An 18,607-nucleotide genomic window follows, 5' to 3' on the forward strand; every position below is an offset into this window, starting at 1 on the left:
GATCCGGAGGGCGTCGCGGCTTGCGGGGTGGTGGCCCGTCAGATGACCAGGCTGAGCGGGAGGATCAGGGCGATCGCGACCACCGAGATGATCGTCTCCATCACCGACCAGGACTTCAGGGTCTGGCCGACGCTCATCCCGAAGTACTCCTTCACCAGCCAGAACCCGGCGTCGTTGACGTGCGACAGGAACAGCGAGCCGGCGCCGATGGCGAGCACCAGCAGGGCGGCGTGGGTGGTGGACATGTCGGCCGCCAGCGGGGCGACGATGCCGGCGGCGGTGATGGTGGCGACCGTCGCGGAGCCGGTGGCGAGGCGGATCAGCACGGCGATCAGCCAGCCGAGCAGCAGCGCGGAGACGTGCCACTTGCCGGACCACTCGCTGACCGCCTGACCGACGCCGACGTCGATCAGGGTCTGCTTGAAGCCGCCGCCCGCGCCGACGATGAACACGATGCCGGCGATCGGGCCGAGCGCGTTGCCGACCGTCGCGGAGATCTTCCCCTTGTCGAAGCCGGCCGCCCGGCCGAGGGTCAGCATGCCGAGCAGGGTCGCGGCGAGCAGCGCGATCAGCGGGGAGCCGATGAAGTCGAAGAACCGTTGGACGCCGGCCTTCGGGTCGTCGACCACCACGTCGGCGAGGGCCTTGCCGAGCATCAGCACGACGGGCAGCAGGATGGTGGCCAGGACGGCGCCGAACTTCGGGGTCCGCTCGCGCTTGATGGTGTCGACGGGCGCGGTCTCGGCGGGGATCTCCAGCGGGCCGACCCAGCGCTGGGCGAGGCGGGAGAACAGCGGGCCGGCCACGATCAGGGTGGGGACCGCGATCAGCAGGCCGAGCGCGAGGGTGACGCCGAGGTCGGCCTTCAGCGCGTCGACGGCGACCAGCGGGCCCGGGTGCGGGGGCACCAGGCCGTGCAGCACGGAGAGACCGGCCAGGGCGGGGATGCCGATCCGCATCAGCGGGAGGTTGCCGCGCCGGGCGACCAGCAGCACGATCGGGATCAGCAGCACGACGCCGACCTCGAAGAACAGCGGCAGGCCGAGCACGGCGGCGATCAGCGCCATCGCCCAGGGCAGCAGCTTCGGCCCGGTCCTGGCCAGCACGGTGTCGGCGATGATGTTGGCGCCGCCGGAGTCGGCGAGCAGCTTGCCGAGCATCGCGCCGAGCCCGATCAGCAGGCCGACCGAGGCGACGGTCGAGCCGAAGCCGGTGGAGAAGCTGCTGAGCAGCTTGTCGAACGGGGCGCCGGCGACGGCGGCGAGCAGCCCGGAGCCGAGGGTGAGCGCGAGGAACGGGTGCAGCTTGAACCGGGTGATCAGCAGGACGATCGCGCCGATGCTGAGCAGCACCGCGAGCAGCAGTTGGCCGTTGCTGGACGTGTGGGGGAGCGCCGGTGCGCCGGCGGCCAGCAGGGTGGGGGTCACGGGGGTCTCCATTGACGGGCCGTCACCGTCCGGCGGTCGGGCGGCCGGTGGCGGGGTGTGACGAGTCGGTGTCGGGCGGACGCTCAGCGGGGCAGCGCGGAGACGGCGCGGTCGACCAGGGTCTCCGGGTCGGCGCCGACGTCCAGCACGGTGCCCTGCTCGTCCGCCTGGAGCGGTTCGAGCGTGGCGTACTGGGAGTCCAGCAGGGACGGCGGCATGAAGTGGCCGGTGCGGTGCGCGAGGCGGTCGCCGACCAGGTCGTGGCTGCCGCTGAGGTGGACGAAGAACGCGTCCGGGCAGCCGGCGCGCAGCACGTCGCGGTAGCGGCGCTTGAGGGCGGAGCAGGTCACGACTCCCCCGCTGCCGTCCCGGGAGCGGTCGCCGAGCCACGTGCCGAGGGCGCGCAGCCAGGGTTCCCGGTCCTGGTCGTCGAGCGGGACGCCGGCGCTCATCTTGGCGATGTTCGCGGCGGGGTGGAAGTCGTCGGCCTCCGCGTACGGGAGGCCGAGGCGGTCCGCGAGCAGTCGGGCGACGGTGGTCTTCCCGACTCCGGAGACGCCCATCACCACGATGACGGGCGGCTGCTGGTTCTCGGCGCTGAGAGCCATGGGTGGTGCTCCTGTCCTTGCCTGCTTGCGTGGGCAACCTTGACTCAAAGGTATGACTTATTCAAGTGGTCGATACTTAATCGTCATACTTTTAGATGGGGGTGGGCCTGGATAGGCTGGGCGGATGGAGATCCAGGGCCTTCCCGGCCGCCTGCTTGCCGCCCTCGGTCCGGCGATCGCCTCCGGCGAACTCCCCGAGGGGACGGTCCTGCGCGCGGAGGAGCTGGAGGCGCAGCACGGGGTGTCCCGCACCGTGGTGCGGGAGGCGGTGCGCATCCTGGAGTCGATGCGGATGGTCGAGCCGCGCCGCCGGGTCGGCATCACCGTCCGCCCGCAGGGCGACTGGGACGTGTTCGACCCGCTGGTGATCCGCTGGCGGCTGGCCGGCGCGGGCCGCTCCGCGCAGCTTCGCTCGCTCGGCTCGCTGCGGGTCGCGGTGGAGCCCGCCGCGGCGGCGCTCGCCGCCCGCCACGCCGGCGACGACGACCGCCGCGAACTCAGCGCCCTGGCCGTCGAACTGACCGTCACCGCGCGCGCCGCCGACCTGGAGTCCTTCCTGGCGCACGACATCGCCTTCCACGCCGCGATCCTCCGGGCGTCCGGCAACGAGATGTTCGCGCACCTCAAGGACACCGTCGGCGCCGTCCTCACCGGCCGCACCGAGCACCGGCTGATGCCGCACCGGCCGCGCGAGTACGCGGTCCAGCTGCACCGGGAGGTGGCCGAGGCGATCTGCGCCGGCGACCCGGAGGCCGCGGAGCGGGCGATGCGCACCATCGTGCTCGGCGCCCTGGAGGAGCTGGACGCGACCCTGCCCGACTGAGCGCCGACCCGCGCGTTCCCGACCGACCGCCAGCTCCGCCGGACCGACCCGCTCCCCTGCCGGAATGGCCCGCTTGCGTACGGGAATACGATCCTGGACGGAGGCTTCCGGGACGTCGGCGCGACACGCCCGCCGATGGCTGGATTCGGCCGGGTGCCGGCATGGTCCCGGCCCGTCGGGGCAGGTCTGCTGGGCACGGGCGAGGGACCGACAGGGGGTTGGCGATGGCGGCTGGTCGGCGCGGCCGACTGCCGGACGAGGTGCGGGGCGCCGCCGTCCGGGCCGGACTGGCGTTCGCGTTCACGGTGGTGACGGTGATCGTCGCGCTGTTCGCCTCCTGGGCGCACACCGACCTCCTCACCCCGGCACTGGCGCTGATGGCGCTCGGCGTGTTCCTCACCGCCTGGTGCCTGATCGACGTGGCGGTCTCCCGGCAGGTCGCGGCCTCCCGCCGCCGCGCCCCCAACTCGACCGGGCCGCTGGACGGTTCGCGGCGCTGACCGGCCCGGCCCGGCACCCGTGGGCGTCAGGGCTGCTGGTGGCGGCCCGGGGTGGTGCCGAAGGCGTGCCGGAACGCCTCGATGAAGGCGCTCGGCGAGCGGAAGCCGCAGGCGGCGGCGGTCGCCGTGACGGAGCGGCCCTCGGCGAGCAGCACCAGGGAGTGCTGGAGCCGCAGTTGGGTGCGCCACTGCGGAAAGCCCAGCCCGAGTTCGCGGCGGAACAGCCGGCTCAGGGTGCGCTCGGCGGCGCCGACGGCCCGGCCCAGCTCCGCCAGCGAACGCTCGTCGGCGGGATCGGCGGCCAGCAGCCCCGCCACCTCCCGCAGCCGCGGGTCCGCCGGCTGCGGGAGCCCGAGCGGGAGTTCGGGGGCGTGCGCGAGCTGGTCCAGCGCGGCCTGCTCCAGCGTGCGGGCCGGACGCCCGGTGGGGGCGTCGGGCCCGGTGAGGTGCGCGATGATCTCGCGCAGCAGCGGGGTGACGGCCAGCACGGCGGGCCCGGCCAGCCGCAGCGGATTCGTCGCGGCCGGGAACACCAGACACCTCAACTCGCTCGGCCCGTGTGCCTGCTGGGCGTGCGGCACACCCGCCGGCAGCCACACCGCCCGGTGCGGCGGCACCACCCACTGCCCGTGCGGCGTGCTCACCCGCAGCACACCCAGGCCCGGGCTGATCAGCTGGTTGACCTCGTGCCAGTGCCACTCGATCCGCTCCCGGTTCGCCAACGGGCGGCGGCTCGGGGCGACTTCCTTCAGGTGCGCCGGCTCCGGGTGCCCGTCGGAGGCTTGGCGGGTTGGCGACATGGATTGGCAGAATACCGGAAGCCCGCACGGCAGTGCGGCGGCCAGGCTGGTCGCATGACGATCGAGACGGCCGGCGTGTGGCGCCGGATGCGGATGTGGGGCACGGCGCACGCCGTGGACGACCTCTACCAGGGCCTGGTGCCCGCGGTGGTCCCGTACTTCGTGCTGGAGCGCGGCTACGGGTACGTCGCCGCGGGCGGGTTGACGCTGGCGGCGACGCTCGGCAGCGCGATTCCGCAGCCGCTGGTCGGGCTGCTGGTGGACCGCCGACCGCTGCCCTGGCTCTCCGCCGCCGGGCTCGCGCTGGCCGGCCTCGGCGTCGGCCTGAGCGGGCTCGCCGACGGGTACGCGCAGGTGTGGCTGCTGGTGCTGCTCTCCGGGCTCGGCGTCGCGGCCTTCCACCCCGCCGCCGGGCGGGCCGCCCGGGAGGCGGCCGGGGACTCGGCCGGCGCGATGAGCGTCTTCGCCGCGGGCGGCAGCGCCGGCTTCTTCCTGGCGCCCGTCCTGGCCACCCCGCTGCTGGCCGCCTGGGGCGTGCGGGCGACCGCGGTGTTCGTGCTGCCGGCCCTGCTGATGGCGGCGTTCCTGTTCCGCGCCCGGCACCGCACGTACGCGCACGCCGGCGGCGGGGCGAAGCGCACCGGCAAGGACCGGTGGGGTCCGTTCATGGTGCTGACGGGCGTCGAGATCGTCCGCTCGGTGGTCTTCTTCGGCGTCAGCACCTTCATCGAGCTGTACTGGCTCCGCCAGTTGCACGCCTCCCACCTGCTGGCGGGCGCCGCCCTCACCTGCTTCCTGCTCGGCGGCGTGGCCGGCACCCTCGGCGGCGGCCGGCTCGCGGACCGGATCGGCATGGTGCGCACCGCCCAGTGGGGCACCGCGCTCACCGTCCCGGCCCTGGTGCTGCTGCGGGTGACACCGGGTCAGTGGGCGCCGCTGCTGTTCGCGGTGCTGGCCGGGGCGACGCTCAACCTGCCCTTCGCCGTCCTGGTCAAGCTCGGCCAGGACTACCTGCCCACCCGCCCCGGCACCGCCGCCGGCGTCACCCTCGGCCTGGCCGTCAGCGTCGGCGGCCTGATCGCCCCGCTGTTCGGCCTGCTCGCCCAGCACCACGGCCCGCAGGGCGTCCTGGCCCTCCTCCCGGCGATCCCGCTGCTGGGCGTCGCCCTCGGCGCGTTCATGGTCGAACCGGGCCGTTGGAAGGACGAGGACGCGGCGTCGCTCCGCGAACTGGCCGGGCGGGCCTAGGCTGGCGGGCATGAGCCCTTCGATCGCCACCAATACCCGGGTGGAGCTGGCCGAACTGCTGGAGTTCGTCCGCCCGCGCCACCGCGCGCTGCTGATCACCCGCCGTGCCGACGGCACCCCGCAGGCCTCGCCGTTGACCTGCGGGGTGGACGACTCCGGCCGAATCGTCCTGTCCACCTACCCGGAGCGGGCGAAGACCCGCAACGCCCGGCGCGACGCCGCGGTGAGCGTGGTGGTGCTGTCGGACGAGTGGAACGGCCCGTGGGTGCAGGTGGACGGCGAGGCCGAGGTGCTGGACATGCCGGAGGCGCTGGAGCCGCTGGTGGAGTACTACCGGAACATCGCCGGCGAGCACCCGAACTGGGCCGAGTACCGCGAGGCGATGCGCCGGCAGGACAAGTCGCTGATCCGGATCACCCCGCGCCGCTGGGGCCCGATCGCGACCGGCGGCTTCCCGGCCCGCCTGGTGGAGCAGTAGCGGCCCGGTCCGGGACCGCCCTAGGGCGCGTATCTGGTTGTGATCAATTTGCAGGTTCTGCCCTCGTAGTGGGCCCTGGTCCGGTAGATCGTGTTGTGTGACGCGAGTGCAACTGACGGACGCTGAGTGGGAGTTCATCGAGCCGTACCTGCCGATCGGTGAGTACGGCCCGTACCCCGAGCGGTTGCGTCGGCAGTTCGAGGGCGTGATCTGGCGGTTCCGGACAGGCGGCCAGTGGCGGGAGGTGCCGGGCGAGTTCGGGGCCTGGTCGACGGTCCACAACCGCTTCCGGCAGTGGCGGGACGCCGGGGTGTTCGAGGCTCTGCTGGAGGGCGCGATCGCGGAGGCGGCCAAGCGGGGCGAGGTGGACCTGTCCCTGGTCGGCGTGGACTCCACGACCGTTCGGGCCCACCACGACGCCGCCGGGATGCACCTCGACCCCGACACGCTCGCCGACCTGGAGAAGGCCGCCGAGGAAGCTGAGAGGGCCCGGCAAAAGGGGGCAGCTCGGAGGGACAAGGCGGGCAGGGTGCCACGGACGAGCGGCGGCGTGTGCGACGCAGGCGAAAGCTCCGCCTGAAGGCCGCCCTGCTCGGACGGTCCAGGGGCGGCCAGACCAGCAAGGTCCACATCGCAGGCGAGCGCAAGTGCCGTCCGCTGGCCTTCGTCCTGACCGAGGGCCAGGCCGCCGACAGCCCGCAGTTCATCCCCGTCCTGAAGAAGATCCGGGTCCGCGGGCCGCTCGGCCGCCCGCGCACCCGGCCCGACGCGGTCGCCGGGGACAAGGCCTACTCGTCCCGCGGCAACCGCGCCTGCCTGCGTAAACGCCACATCAAGGCCGTCATCCCGGAGAAAGCCGACCAAGCTGCCAACCGCAAGAAGAAGGGCAGCGAGGGCGGCCGCCCCATCAGCCACGACGCCGAGCTCTACAAGGACCGCAACACCGTCGAGCGCCTGATCAACAAGCTCAAGGCCTGGCGGGGCATCGCCACCCGGTTCGACAAGAAGCCCGAGAGCTACCTCGCCGGCCTCCACCTTCGCGGCGCGATGATCTGGATCAAGGACCTCACCAGGACCACCCCTTGATCACGACCAAATACGCTCCCTAGCGGCGCGGCTCGACGGCGTAGCCGTACTGGACGGGCCAGCTGCGCGGGGCGTCGAGGGTGCGGGCGGCGTGGTGCGGCCAGTACGGGTTGCGGAGCAGCTCGCGGCCGAGCATCACCGCGTCGGCGCGGCCGTCGGCGACGATCCGCTCGGCCTGTTCGGCGTCGGTGATCAGGCCGACCGCGTTGACCGGCAGGCCGGCCTCGCGGCGGATCTGCTCGGCGAACGGCACCTGGTAGCCGGGCTCGATGGTCATCTGCGCGTGCGGGACGTTGCCGCCGGTGGAGACGTCGATCAGGTCGACGCCGACGGCCTGCAGCTCCTTGGCGAGCAGCACGGCCTCCTCGGCGGTCCAGCTGGGCTCGTCGGGACGCCAGTCGGTGGCGGAGACCCGGAAGAAGACCGGCAGGTCGGCGGGCCAGACGGCCCGCACCGCGGTGGCGATCTCGCGGGCGAGGCGGCTGCGCCCGGCGAAGTCGCCGCCGTAGCCGTCGGTGCGGTGGTTGGAGATCGGGGAGAGGAACTGGTGGACCAGGTAGCCGTGGGCGCCGTGCACCTCGGCGACCTGGAAGCCGGCTGCGGCGGCGCGGCGGGCGGCGGCGGCGAAGTCCTCGACCAGTTCGGCGATCTGCGCTTCCGTCAGTTCGGCCGGCACGGGGTAGCCCTCGTTGAACGGCAGCGCGGAGGCGCCGACGACCGGCCAGCCGCCCTCCTCGACGGGGAGCGGGCCGCCGCCGGCGCCGGGCTTGTTGGTCGAGGCCTTGCGCCCGGCGTGGGCGAGCTGGATGGCGGGCACGGCGCCGTGCTGGGTGATCAGGGCGGCGACCCGGGCCAGCTGCTCCTGCTGGCGGTCGTTCCACAGGCCGAGGTCCCACGGGGAGATCCGGCCGTCGGGGCGGACGCCGGTGGCCTCGACCATGACCAGGCCGGCGCCGCCGGCGGCGCGGGAGCCGAGGTGGGCGAGGTGGAAGTCGGTGACGGCGCCGGTGTCGGGGCCCTCGGCAGCGGCCGAGTACATGCACATCGGGCTGACCCAGACCCGGTTGGGGATGGTCAGGGAACGGAGGGTGATGGGCTCGAACAGGGCGCTCACGGCTGCCTTGTCCTTCCTGTGGTCCGGGCTCGGGTCTCTGCGCTTCGTACGATAGCCACCGTACTACGACAGCTGTCAAACTACGAGAGTTCTCGTACTATGGGGGCGTGACCATCGACCAGGACTGCCCGGGACTGCTGCCCGAGCCCGCCGCCGCGGAGCTGCAGCTGGCCTGCGTGCTGCATGCGCTGGCCGATCCGATCCGGCTGCGGATCGTCTCGGAGCTGGCCGGGGCCGGCGGCGACGAGCTGAACTGCCTGGCGTTCGAACTCCCGGTCACCAAGTCGACGATGACGCACCACTTCCGGGTGCTGCGCGAGGCCGGACTGATCCGCCAGCACCGGCGCGGCACCTCGAAGATGAACACCCTGCGCGCCGCCGATCTGGCCGAGCGCTTCCCCGGCCTGCTGGAGGCCGTGCTGGCCGCCGCCCCGGCCTGCCCCAACTCCCCCGCGCCCGCCGCCCACTGAGCGAGCCCGCGCAGGGCACGGCGCCCCGGAAGGCAGCTGACGACCCGTCAGCATCCGACGCCCCATGCCGCCCGGACGATCTTTCCTGACACGGTCATGCCTGGTCACGCAGCCTTCACCGGAGTTGCGCCACTGTTCATCCCTCGTGGTCATTTGGTCTATACCAATCGGGTAATCTGACCGGCGACAGGTGTCAATGTCCGGCCGTGGGGGGCCCAATGACTGTCAATCACCTTCCGTCACCGCCATCCGATCAGGAGCTCTATTGGTATTTCGGGCCTCAGCGCCGCTGGGTCCCGCTGCTCTCCGCGCTCGCCTTCGTGGTCAGCGCGGCCACCATGTTCAGCTTCGCGCTGCGCACCCCGGCCCTCTGGCCGTTCCTCGCCGTCCTCGGCATCAACGTCGTCGCCCTGGCGCTGACCTGCCTGAACGGGCTGCGCCGCCGCCGCTTCACCCGGGCGGGCCACGAACTGCTCGCCGCCGCCTGGCAGCCCGCCGAACCGCCGTCCGTCGACCTCTACCTGCCGACCTGCGGCGAGCCGCTCGACATCCTCGAGAACGCCTACCGCGCGGTCGCCCGCACGGACTACCCCGGCACCCTGGACGTGTGGGTGCTCGACGACGGCGATCGGCCCGAAGTCGCAGCACTGGCAGCCGAGTTCGGATTCCACTACGTGGTGCGGCCGAACCGCGGCGAGTTCAAGAAGGCCGGCAACCTCAACCACGCGCTGACGCTGAGCAGCGCCGAGTACATCGCCATCCTGGACGCCGACTTCGCGCCCCGCGCGGACCTGCTGCAGCACCTGCTGCCGTACTTCGGCGACCCGAAGGTCGGCATCGTGCAGAGCCCGCAGTGCTTCGACACGCACGCCGAGATGGGCTGGGTGCAGCGCGCCGCCGGAGCCGCCCAGGAATGGTTCTTCCGCTGGGTGCAGCCCAGCCGCGACGCCTCCGACGCCGCGATCTGCTGCGGCTCCAACGCGGTCTACCGGCGCGCCGCGATCGACGCCGCCGGCGGCTTCGCCCGGCTCGACCACAGCGAGGACATGTACACCGGACTCGCCCTGCACCAGCGGGGGTTCACCACCCGGTACGTGCCGGTGCTGGTCGCCAAGGGCACCTCGCCCGAGTCCACCACCAGCTTCGTCAACCAGCAGTACCGGTGGGCGATGGGGAACCTGCACCTGATCGGCGACCGGCCGACCCGGCGGGCGATGACCTGGCGGATGCGCCGCTGCTTCGACGAGGGCATCGTCGGCTACCTGGCCGCCGCCGTGAACGTGCTCACCGCGCCGCTGCCGCCACTGGTCATGCTGTTCGCCTACCCGGGCGAGGTCCGTGCCTGGTACGTGCTGCCGATGCTCTCGCTGCTCTGGCTGTGGCACGTGCTGCTGCCCCGGGTCAGCCGCACCCGCTGGCGCTCCGAAGTGCTGCGCGCCAACGTCCTGATGAGCTTCGCCGCCGCCACCGCCTACTGGCACACCCTGCGCGGCCGCAGCGCCGCCTGGGTGCCCACCGGCGTCGCCCGGTCCGGCCGCTCCGGCGGGATGGCTCGCAAGGTGCTGCTGGTCTCCCTGCTGTGGACGGCCGGCACGCTGGTCGCCACCGCCGCCGGCGTGGCCGCCGCCACCTACCTGCACGGCTGGCACACCACCTGGGGCCTGGCCCTGTACCTGGTCGTGCAACTGCACCTCGGCGTCCCGCTGATCCGCGACCTGTACGCCGAACTGCGGCCGCGCGCCGCCCGGTCGGCCGCCCCGGCGGCCGGCGCCGAACCCGGGGCCCGCCCGGCGATGCGGCCCAGGCGCTGGCCCGAGGCCCTCGCCGTCACGAGCACGCTCGCCCTGATCGCCCTGCTCGCTTCCGGCTGGGTGGCCCCGATGCTGCCCTGGCTGGGCTGAAAGGTCCACGCTCCCGTGTCCACCAGCACCGCCCCGCTCACCGTCACGCTCCACCGACCACCCGTGGAACGACCGAGGTTCAGACCCGACATCGAGGGCCTGCGGGCCGTCGCGGTCCTCGCCGTGCTCGCCTTCCACGCGGCCGTCCCCGGCTTCGCCGGCGGCTTCGTCGGCGTGGACGTCTTCTTCGTCGTCTCCGGCTACCTGATCACCGGCCTGCTGCGCACCGAGACCGCGAACACCGGCAGGGTCCGGCTCGCCGAGTTCTACTCCCGGCGCGCCCGCCGACTGCTGCCCTCCGCCGCCGTCGTCCTCGCCGCCGTCGCCGTGCTCGGCGCCCTGCTCACCGCGCCGCTGCGCCGCGCCGACCTGGAGCGCGACGTGCTCGCCTCCGCGCTGTCCCTCGCCAACTGGCGCTTCATCGCCGAACAGACCGACTACCTGGCCGCCGGCCACGACCCCAGCGCCCTGCTGCACTTCTGGTCGCTGGCCGTCGAGGAGCAATTCTACCTGCTCTGGGCCCCGCTGCTGGCCCTCGCCGCCCGCTGGGCCTGGCGGCGGCGCACCCTGCTCGGCCTGACCCTGCTGCTCGGCTCCGCCTCCTTCTGGCTCTCCCTGCACTGGAGCGCCGGCGCCTACCTCTCCACGCCCACCCGGGCCTGGCAGTTCGCCGCCGGAGCGCTGATCGCGCTCCTGCCGGTCGGTCCACTGCCGCGAGCCGTCCGGGAGTTGCTCGGACTCGGCGGCATGGCGGCGGTACTCGCCTGCGTCCTGCTGTACGACGGCCGCACGCCCTACCCCGGGGTGGCGGCGCTGGCGCCGACCCTGGGCACCGCCGCGATCGTCCTGGCCGGTGAACAGCACCTGGTCGGGCGGCTGCTGGCGCGCGGCGCGCCGCGCGCGGTCGGGCGGCTCTCCTACAACCTGTACCTGTGGCACTGGCCGGTGCTGGTGCTCGCCGAAGCCCACTGGGGCGCCCTGCCCTGGACGGTCAAGGTCGCGCTCACCGCCGCCGCCGCGCTGCCCGCGTTCGCCGCCCTGCGCTGGCTGGAGCAGCCGCTGCGCCGCAGCGTGGTGCTCGGCGAGATTCCGCGCCGCGGACTGTCCCTGGGGCTCACCGCGGTGGTGTTCCCGGTCCTGTTGGCCCTGGTCGTCGGCACCGGCACGATCCGGGGCCTCGGCCCCGCCACTCCCCCGGACCCGGCCGGCCTGCCGCCCGGCGCCCGCGACGGCCACAGCCTGCTGGCCGCCGCACCGCCCGCGGACGCCCCGACCGTGCCCAACCCGGTGCAGGCCCGGCAGGACTTCCCGCCGGACGGCGCCTGCGAGGTGGACCCCGCCGACACCACCAGCCCGCCCTGCCGCTTCGGCGCCGGCGAGGACCGGATCGTGCTGCTCGGCGACTCGCACGCCGGACAGTGGTTCTCCGCCGTCCTCGGCATCGCCGCCCAGCACCACCTGTCCGTCGAGGAACTCGTCAAGCAGGGCTGCCCGTTGCCCGAACTGACGGTCACCAACCCGCAGTTGGGTCGCACCTACCACGAGTGCGACACCTGGCGGGCGAACTCCCTGGCCCGGCTCAAGGACGGCCCGAAGCCGAAGCTGATCGTGGTCTCGACGCTCAACCGGTACACCGCCGACCGGGCGGCCCTGCTGCACGGCTGGGAGCAGACCCTCGCCCCGCTGCGGGAGTTGAACGTCCCGATCGTCTACCTGCAGGACACCCCGATCCCCGGCCGGGACGTCCCCGCCTGCGTCTCGGGACACCCCGACACCACGTCCGCCTGCGACTTCCCGCGCGCCGACGGCCTGTGGGCCGACCCGCTCGCCGAGGAGATCGCCGCCGGGACCTTCCCCGGCGTCCGCTCGATCGAGGTCGACTCGGTGCTCTGCCCGGGCAGCGGGCCCAGCTGCCCGGCCGTCCTGGAACACGTCCTGCTGTACCGCGACGACTCCCACCTGACCAACGCCGCGGCCGTGGTCCTCACCGCACGTCTCGACCAACTCCTCAGCGAAGCGGGCGTGTTCGGCAACGGCTGGGCCACCCTGCTGCACGACGCGTTCGACGGACCGGCCGGCTCCCGGCCCTCCGAGGCCGTCTGGCAGTACGACCTGGGCACCTGCTACCCGGGCTGCCCCGCCGCCCAGTGGGGCACCGGCGAGCTGGAGACCATGACCGACTCGACCGCCAACGTCCGCCTGGACGGCCGCGGTTCGCTGGAGATCGTGCCCACCCGGGACGCGGCCGGCCGCTGGTCCTCCGGCCGGATCGAGACCCGGCGCGCCGACCTGGCCGCCCCCGTCGGCGGAATCCTGCGGCTGGAGGCCGAGTTGGCCCTCCCCGCCGTCAACGGACAGGCCGCGGCCGGGTACTGGCCCGCGTTCTGGGCGCTGGGCGGCACGCTCCGGGACGGGTACACCGGCTGGCCGGGCGTCGGCGAGTTCGACGTCCTCGAATCGGTCGGCGGCCGCGGCGTGTTCGGCACCCTGCACTGCGGCACCACCCCGGGCGGGCCCTGCCGGGAACCGGGCGGCCTCGGCTCCGGCGAACAGGCCTGCGCGGACTGCTGGGGCGCCTTCCACACCTACACCGTGGAGATCGACCGCTCGACCAGCCCCGAACAGGTCCGCTGGCTGCGCGACGGCACGCAGTACTACCAGGTCACCGCCGACCAGGTCGACCCGGCCGCCTGGGACCAGGCCGTCCACCACGGGGTCTTCCTCATCCTGAACGTCGCCGTCGGCGGCAACCTGCCTGCCGCGTACGGCAGTTCACCCAGCGCGGCAACCGAGCCCGGCCACCCGATGAAGGTTGCCTCGGTGACGGTCTCCGCGCGGGGGTGACCGCCCCTCCTCGACAGGAACCGTCCCCGGTCCGTGTGCGTCGGACCGGGGACGTTCCGTACGACGAGGGGGAGACCGATGAGGATTGTCCGTCCGGGCCTGGTGGTGCTGGCGGTGGCCGGTGCGGTCGCGCTGACCGGGTGCGGGTCGAAGGGCGCCGAACGGGCGGGGACGGCGGTGGCGCCGGTGGGCGCACCGGCGACGTCCGCGCCGCCGCCGAGTACGCCGACGCCCAGCGCCGGGAGTACCCCGATGTCCCGGCCCGGGCTGTCGGACCTCGCGTCGGCGCTGGGCGAACAGGGGCGCGGGGCGTTCCACGACGCCTACGGGACACTGGAGTTGGAGAACGAGCAGAACGAGGTCGCGCTGTACGTGACGGACCCGGCCCGGGGGCGGGCCCTGGTGGACGCCGCGAAGCGGGCCCACCCCGAGGTCGACACCGGCCGGGTCCGGGTGGCGACCTGCCCGTTCAGCAAGGCGGAGATCGACCGGGCGATGGACGCGGTCATGGCGGCGAAACTTCCCGCGCCGGTCTTCAGCGCGGCCATGGCCCCGCACGCGACCGGCCTGCTGGTCGAGACCGACGAGGCCTCGGCGAAGTCCGCCGCCGTGCAGGCCGCGCTCACGGCGGTGGCCGGCCGCATCCCGGTGACGCTCAAGGCCGGCCAACCGCTCAAGGCACTGTGAGGCGGAACCGTCAGGGGCGGGCCTCGCCGCTCGGCTGCTCCGGCTTGCGGAACATCCGGGTCGCGGTGATCTCGCCGTGGATGGTCGGGCCGTCCGGGTCCTGGGGGGCGGGCAGCCCCGGGCGGAGGTGTTCCTCGACCGAGATGTACTTGAGGCCGGCGCGGAGGTCGGCGTCATTGCGCAGCCGGATCACCAGCGGGAACTCGGCGAGCGCCGTGGTGTCGAACAGGCCGGTGGTGTAGATGAGTTGGACGCCCAGCGCGTCGGCGACGGCGCGCTGCAGCTCCAGCAGGTAGGTGGCGTTGGCGCGGCCGATCGGGTTGTCGAGGAACAGCGTGCCGGCGTGCCGGAGCTGGGACTGGCCGCGGTCGTTGGCGCGCAGGGCGGCCATCGTGCAGTACAGGGCGATGGCCGCGGTGAGCAGCTGGCCGCCGGAGAAGACGTCCGACATCTGGCCGACCGAGACCCGTTCGGCGCGCAGCACGGCGTCGGGCTTGAGGATCTCGACCGAGACGCCCTTCGGGCCGATCGCCGCGCCCACGCCCCGGAGCAGCAGTGACATGCCGTCCCGGCGCAGGTCCGAGTTCTTCTTGACGGCGGACCGGGTGGCCTCGTCGATGACCTCGCCGAGCCGTTCGACCAGCACGGCGTGGTCGGGGTCGTCGAACCGGATGCGCAGGAACTCCTGGCCCGACCACTCGCCGAGGCCCTCGGGGAGCCGGGAGAGCCGCTGGGCGGCGCGCAGCGTGGCGAGCGAGGTCTCGACCAGGCCGCGGAGGCGGTCGACGATGGAGGAGCGGTTGCGTTCCAGCTGGGCGAGCTCGTCGGTGAGGACGCGCAGCCGGGGCGCGAACGCGGCGGCCCAGGCGGCGGCGTGGTCGGGCAGGGCGGCGGCGGGCAGTTCGCGGATCTGCTGCCGGGCGGGGGTGCGGACCGCCTCGTAGCGGGCGGCGTTGGCGTGCCGGACGAGGGCGTCGGAGGCGTCCCGGACGGCCAGTTCGGCGCCGGTGAGTTCGGTGGCGGCGCTGCGCATGGCGCGGCGGGTGTCGGTGACGGCGGCGCGGGCGGCGGCCAGACCGCCGAGGTAGGCGTCGGCCGTGGTGTCGCCCTCCTCGCCGTTGTCGCGCAGCGAGTCGCGGAGCTGGCCGGCGAGTTCCTCGAAGTCGGCGGCGGCGGCCTGCGCCTGGTCCAGCGTCCGCTGCAGGTCGCCGTGTTCGGTGCGGGCGAAGTCGACGCGTTCGCGGCGTTCGGCGAGCAGCGCGGTGGCGGTGCGCAACAGCGCCTGGGCGTGGTCGGGGTCGGCGGGGAGCAGGTCCTCGGGGAGTTCGGTGTGGGCTTCGCCGTTCACCGGGGCGGAGCGCTCGGCGTCACCGCGCAGGCGGCCGACCTCCTCGGCGGCGGCGCCGGACCGCGCTTCGATGATGGTGACGAGTTCCTCGGCGCGGGCGGCGGCGGCCTGCCGGGCGGGGCCGTCGGCGCCGTCGGGGCTGGCCAGGAGTTCTTCGGCGCGGGCCTTGACCTTGTTGCTGAGGCGGTCCAGCTCGGTGGCGGCGGCGGCTTCGTCGCCTTCGGCGCGGGCCTGCTCGGCGCGCAGGTCGGCGCCGACGCCGACCTTCTCGTAGAGCTGGGCGGCGGCCCGGTAGGCCTCGCGGAGGGCGGGCAGCGAGGCGGGGGTCTCGGCGGCGGCTTCGGCGATGTCGGCGGCGGCGATCTCGGCGCGTTCGGCGCGCAGGGTGCGGGCCGTGCGGCGGGCGTCGTCGGCGGCGCGCTGGGCGGCGCGGCGGTCCTCGTCGCAGGTGCGGGCGCGTTCGGTGCAGACGCTCTGGCGGCGTTCGCACTCGGCGGCGTCGTCGGCGAGTTCGCGCTGCCGGCGGGTCCAGTTGGCGCGTTCGCGCAGGCGGAAGGCGAGGCCGGCCAGGGCGTCGGCGCGGCGGCGGGTGCGCTGGGCGGTCTCCCGGCACTCCTCGTGGTGGGCGGCGGCGGCCTGGTGCTCGGTCTCGGCCTCGGCGTGGTCGGCGCGCAGGGTGGCGAGTTCGGCGGCGACGGTCTCGGCGTGCTCGGCGGCGACGGCGGCGGTCTCGGCGAGTTCGGCGAGGGTGCCGGGCGGGCAGCTGGCGTGCCAGGAGGCGAGCCGGGCGGCGAGCGCGCGGTCGCCGCCGAGCCGGGCGGCGAGTTCGCGGATGTGCTCCTCGCGGGCGGTGGCGCGGGTGCGCAGTTCGCGGCGTTCGTCGTCGGCGGCGGTCTCGTTGTGCATGGCCGGGTTCGGCGGCACCAGGAAGAACGCGGGCTCGCCCTCGATCGGGGCGATCAGCGCGGCGGCGGTGCCGACGGCGACGGTGGAACGGGGCAGCAGCGCGGCGGCGGCGAGGGCCTCGCGGGCCCGGTCCAGCGAGGCCGGGTCGGTGACCACGACGCCGTCGACGAGTTCGGGCCGGGCGGCGAGGATCGCGTCGTGGTCGGCGGGGTCGACGGACTGGGCGAGGTAGCGCCAGCCGGGCAGGGCGGGGATGCCCTGTTCGCCGAGGTACTCGACGGTGGCGAGGACGTCCGGGCCGGGCGGCAGCAGTCCGCCGTCGCCGAGCGCGGCGAGGATCCGGGAGTCGTCGGCGGCGGCGGTGCGCAGGTCGAACAGGGTGCGTTCGGCGGTGGCCACCGACTGGTCGAGCAGTTCGCGCAGGTCCTCGGCGCTGGCGTCGAGTTGACGGGGCGTCAGGAAGCCTTCGGCCTCCTCGGCGCCGTCCTGGTAGGGCGTCAGGGCGAGCAGTTCGGCGAGCCGGGGTTCGGCGGCGAGCTGGGCGGCGGTGCGCTGTTCGGCGGCCAGGGCGCGTTCGGCGGCGGTGCGGGCGTCGGCGGCGCGGGCGGCGGCGAGTTCGGTGCGGGCCTCGGCGGCGGCGGCCTCGCGGACCCGGGCGGCGCTCGACTCGGCGGCGGCGCGGGCCTGTTCGAGTGCCTCGGTGGCGGCGCGTTCGGCGTCGGCGGCGTGCAGGGCGGCGCGGGCCGGGTCGGGTTCGGCGCCGGAGTCGTCGATCCAGCCGGCCTCGACGGCGGCGGCGGTCTCCTGCTCGACCTCGGTGAGGCGCTGGCGGAGGTGCTCGGCCTCGGAGCGGGCCTTCTGCGCGGCGGTCGCGGCGGCGGTGGCCTCGGCCTGCGCGGTGGAGCCGTCCTGCTGCAGTTCGCCGGCGCGCAGCTCCTCCTGGTCGGCGCGGGTCTCGGCGCTCGCGGCGGCCGCTTCGAGGGCGCGGGCGAGCGCGCCGGCGGCCCGGTCGCGGGCGGCGAGCGCGGGGGCGGCGTCGAGTTCGGCCTCTCGGATGGCGGCGGCGACCCGGCTGGCCCGGTCGGCGGCGGCGCGGTGCCGCAGCACCGCCTCGGCGGCCTGCCAGGCCGCGAACTGGGCGCGGGCGTCGGTGAGTTCACGGCGCAGCCGGGCGGCTTCGGCGGTCGCGGCCTCCAGGCCGAGGGTGGCGTGCCGGTAGCTCAGCTCGGAGACGATCAGGGAGTGCCGGGTGCGGTCGGTCTCGGCGGCGGTGACGGCGCTCGCGGCGGCGGCGACCTCCACGGCCAGGTCGTGCACCCGGTCGCGTTCCACGGTGGAGCGGGCGGAGAGCGACAGCGCCAGCTTGCGGGTGCGGCGTTCGGCGGCGCGGTGGCCCTCACGGACGGTCTCCCGGGCGGCGGTGGCGTCGACGATGCGCTGCAGCAGGTCGACCGAGCCGGCGGTGAAGTCGCGTTCGGCGGTGAGTTCGGCGCGCCGGCCGAGCTTGGCGGCGAAGCCGTGCACCAGGTCGGCGAGGCCGTCGGTGTCCCGGGTGTCGGTGACGGCGCGCAGCAGCAGATCGGTGAAGTCGGCGTCGTTGCGGACCGCGAACAGGCCGGCGGCCTCGCCCTCGTCGGCGTTCATCTCGCGCTGGTAGCGGAAGAGTTCGGGGTCGAGGCCGAGCAGGCCGAGGTGCTCGTTCCAGCGGTCGTGGATCTCCTCGAAGGTGACGTCGAGGTACGGGTGGGCCTTGGCGGCCTCGGTGAGGGCGTCGCGGAAGCCCTTCATGGTGCGGCGACGGCCGCGGGTCCTCTGGTCGCCGGCCAGGCTGGGGCGCTCGGCGACCGGCAGGGCGTCCAGGGTGAGGCCGGGGCCGGGCCGGAAGGAGTACCAGAGTTCGGCGAACCTCCGCGGGTCGGAGGAGACCTGGCGACCGCGCCACTCGCTGACCTTGCCGACCACGATCAGTTCGCCGGTGATGGTGTGCTGCCATTCGAGGGCGACGTGGCCGCAGTCGTCGGCGAGCAGGAACTTGCGCAGCACGCCGGAGGACGCGCCGCCCAGGGTGTTGCGGTGGCCGGGCAGCATCACCGAGAAGATCAGTTTCAGCAGCACCGACTTGCCGCCGCCGTTCTCCAGGAACAGCACGCCGGCCGGTGCGGGGCGGCGCTGCGGGCCCTCCGGCTCCTCGCCGAACAGGCCGATCTGCTGCGGCTGCGGCTCGGGCACCGGCTCGCCGACACCGCGCAGGTCGAGCACCGTGTCGGCGTAGCGCGCGCCCGCCGGTCCGATCGAGTACAGGCGGACCCGGTTCAGCTCGTACATGTGCGGTGGTTCTCCTGGAGCTTGCGGTGCAGGCGTTGTCGA

General features: G+C 74.2%; 13 protein-coding genes and 1 pseudogene. 9 read left to right on the forward strand and 5 right to left on the reverse strand.

The features are described from left to right. Positions 1 to 38 precede the first annotated feature (38 nt). Both BX266_RS07275 and BX266_RS07280 read right to left on the reverse strand, forming a co-directional pair. On the reverse strand, positions 39 to 1,439 hold the full coding sequence (locus tag BX266_RS07275) for a gluconate:H+ symporter (protein ID WP_099898079.1): 1,401 nt from the start codon (positions 1,437 to 1,439) through the stop codon (positions 39 to 41). Between the two features lie 71 nt (positions 1,440 to 1,510). Further along, the gene (locus BX266_RS07280; protein WP_099898080.1) at positions 1,511 to 2,035 is read right to left on the reverse strand and encodes a gluconokinase; all 525 of its coding nucleotides are present in this window, start codon (positions 2,033 to 2,035) and stop codon (positions 1,511 to 1,513) included. 124 nt (positions 2,036 to 2,159) lie between these two features. Between BX266_RS07280 and BX266_RS07285 the strand changes: the two genes are divergently transcribed. Next, positions 2,160 to 2,858 (forward strand): FadR/GntR family transcriptional regulator, encoded by a 699-nt coding sequence (locus tag BX266_RS07285; protein ID WP_099898081.1) that lies wholly within the window; start codon positions 2,160 to 2,162, stop codon positions 2,856 to 2,858. Between the two features lie 224 nt (positions 2,859 to 3,082). Next, complete coding sequence (locus BX266_RS07290) at positions 3,083 to 3,358, forward strand: hypothetical protein (RefSeq protein ID WP_099898082.1); 276 nt, start codon at positions 3,083 to 3,085, stop codon at positions 3,356 to 3,358. Positions 3,359 to 3,384: 26 nt separating this feature from the next. On the opposite strand, the gene BX266_RS07295 is transcribed toward BX266_RS07290, so the two are convergent. Beyond that, positions 3,385 to 4,158 carry a helix-turn-helix transcriptional regulator gene (locus BX266_RS07295; protein ID WP_099898083.1) on the reverse strand — a complete coding sequence of 258 codons (774 nt, stop codon included), beginning with the start codon at positions 4,156 to 4,158 and terminating at the stop codon, positions 3,385 to 3,387. A 54-nt stretch (positions 4,159 to 4,212) separates the two neighbouring features. On the opposite strand from BX266_RS07295, the gene BX266_RS07300 reads away from it, so the two are divergent. From BX266_RS07300 to BX266_RS07310, 3 genes and pseudogenes are all read left to right on the forward strand, one after another. After that, positions 4,213 to 5,406, forward strand: coding sequence for an MFS transporter (locus BX266_RS07300; protein WP_099898084.1), 1,194 nt, complete (start codon positions 4,213 to 4,215; stop codon positions 5,404 to 5,406). Positions 5,407 to 5,416: 10 nt separating this feature from the next. Beyond that, a complete protein-coding gene (locus BX266_RS07305; RefSeq protein ID WP_099898085.1) occupies positions 5,417 to 5,884 on the forward strand; it encodes a PPOX class F420-dependent oxidoreductase in 468 nt (155 codons plus the stop codon). A 97-nt stretch (positions 5,885 to 5,981) separates the two neighbouring features. Beyond that, positions 5,982 to 6,970, forward strand: a pseudogene (locus BX266_RS07310) (IS5 family transposase). A 19-nt stretch (positions 6,971 to 6,989) separates the two neighbouring features. Here BX266_RS07310 and BX266_RS07315 read toward each other — a convergent pair. Then, positions 6,990 to 8,084, reverse strand: a complete 1,095-nt coding sequence (locus tag BX266_RS07315; protein WP_099898087.1) for an NADH:flavin oxidoreductase/NADH oxidase — start codon at positions 8,082 to 8,084, stop codon at positions 6,990 to 6,992. 107 nt (positions 8,085 to 8,191) lie between these two features. Between BX266_RS07315 and BX266_RS07320 the strand changes: the two genes are divergently transcribed. The 4 genes from BX266_RS07320 to BX266_RS07335 all read left to right on the forward strand — a co-directional run bounded on the left by BX266_RS07320 (position 8,192) and on the right by BX266_RS07335 (position 13,986). Beyond that, entirely contained in the window at positions 8,192 to 8,554 is a 363-nt protein-coding gene (locus BX266_RS07320) for a helix-turn-helix transcriptional regulator (RefSeq protein ID WP_099898088.1), read from the forward strand. A gap of 218 nt (positions 8,555 to 8,772) precedes the next feature. Continuing rightward, positions 8,773 to 10,455 carry a glycosyltransferase family 2 protein gene (locus tag BX266_RS07325; protein WP_099898089.1) on the forward strand — a complete coding sequence of 561 codons (1,683 nt, stop codon included), beginning with the start codon at positions 8,773 to 8,775 and terminating at the stop codon, positions 10,453 to 10,455. 15 nt (positions 10,456 to 10,470) lie between these two features. Continuing rightward, a complete protein-coding gene (locus BX266_RS07330) occupies positions 10,471 to 13,299 on the forward strand; it encodes an acyltransferase family protein (RefSeq protein WP_099898090.1) in 2,829 nt (942 codons plus the stop codon). Between the two features lie 78 nt (positions 13,300 to 13,377). After that, a complete protein-coding gene (locus BX266_RS07335) occupies positions 13,378 to 13,986 on the forward strand; it encodes a hypothetical protein (RefSeq protein WP_143686881.1) in 609 nt (202 codons plus the stop codon). A 10-nt stretch (positions 13,987 to 13,996) separates the two neighbouring features. On the opposite strand, the gene BX266_RS07340 is transcribed toward BX266_RS07335, so the two are convergent. After that, the gene (locus BX266_RS07340) at positions 13,997 to 18,565 is read right to left on the reverse strand and encodes a hypothetical protein (RefSeq protein WP_099898092.1); all 4,569 of its coding nucleotides are present in this window, start codon (positions 18,563 to 18,565) and stop codon (positions 13,997 to 13,999) included. Positions 18,566 to 18,607 lie beyond the last annotated feature (42 nt).

This window comes from Streptomyces sp. TLI_171 (assembly GCF_003610255.1).
Lineage (GTDB): Bacteria > Actinomycetota > Actinomycetes > Streptomycetales > Streptomycetaceae > Kitasatospora.

Bases quoted from the DNA above. Each gene is read 5' to 3' on its own strand.
- BX266_RS07275 (WP_099898079.1), bottom strand. From the start codon at position 1,439: ATGGAGACCCCCGTGACCCCCACCCTGCTGGCCGCCGGCGCACCGGCG.
- BX266_RS07280 (WP_099898080.1), bottom strand. From the start codon at position 2,035: ATGGCTCTCAGCGCCGAGAACCAGCAGCCGCCCGTCATCGTGGTGATG.
- BX266_RS07285 (WP_099898081.1), top strand. From the start codon at position 2,160: ATGGAGATCCAGGGCCTTCCCGGCCGCCTGCTTGCCGCCCTCGGTCCG.
- BX266_RS07290 (WP_099898082.1), top strand. From the start codon at position 3,083: ATGGCGGCTGGTCGGCGCGGCCGACTGCCGGACGAGGTGCGGGGCGCC.
- BX266_RS07295 (WP_099898083.1), bottom strand. From the start codon at position 4,158: ATGTCGCCAACCCGCCAAGCCTCCGACGGGCACCCGGAGCCGGCGCAC.
- BX266_RS07300 (WP_099898084.1), top strand. From the start codon at position 4,213: ATGACGATCGAGACGGCCGGCGTGTGGCGCCGGATGCGGATGTGGGGC.
- BX266_RS07305 (WP_099898085.1), top strand. From the start codon at position 5,417: ATGAGCCCTTCGATCGCCACCAATACCCGGGTGGAGCTGGCCGAACTG.
- BX266_RS07325 (WP_099898089.1), top strand. From the start codon at position 8,773: ATGACTGTCAATCACCTTCCGTCACCGCCATCCGATCAGGAGCTCTAT.
- BX266_RS07335 (WP_143686881.1), top strand. From the start codon at position 13,378: ATGAGGATTGTCCGTCCGGGCCTGGTGGTGCTGGCGGTGGCCGGTGCG.
- BX266_RS07340 (WP_099898092.1), bottom strand. From the start codon at position 18,565: ATGTACGAGCTGAACCGGGTCCGCCTGTACTCGATCGGACCGGCGGGC.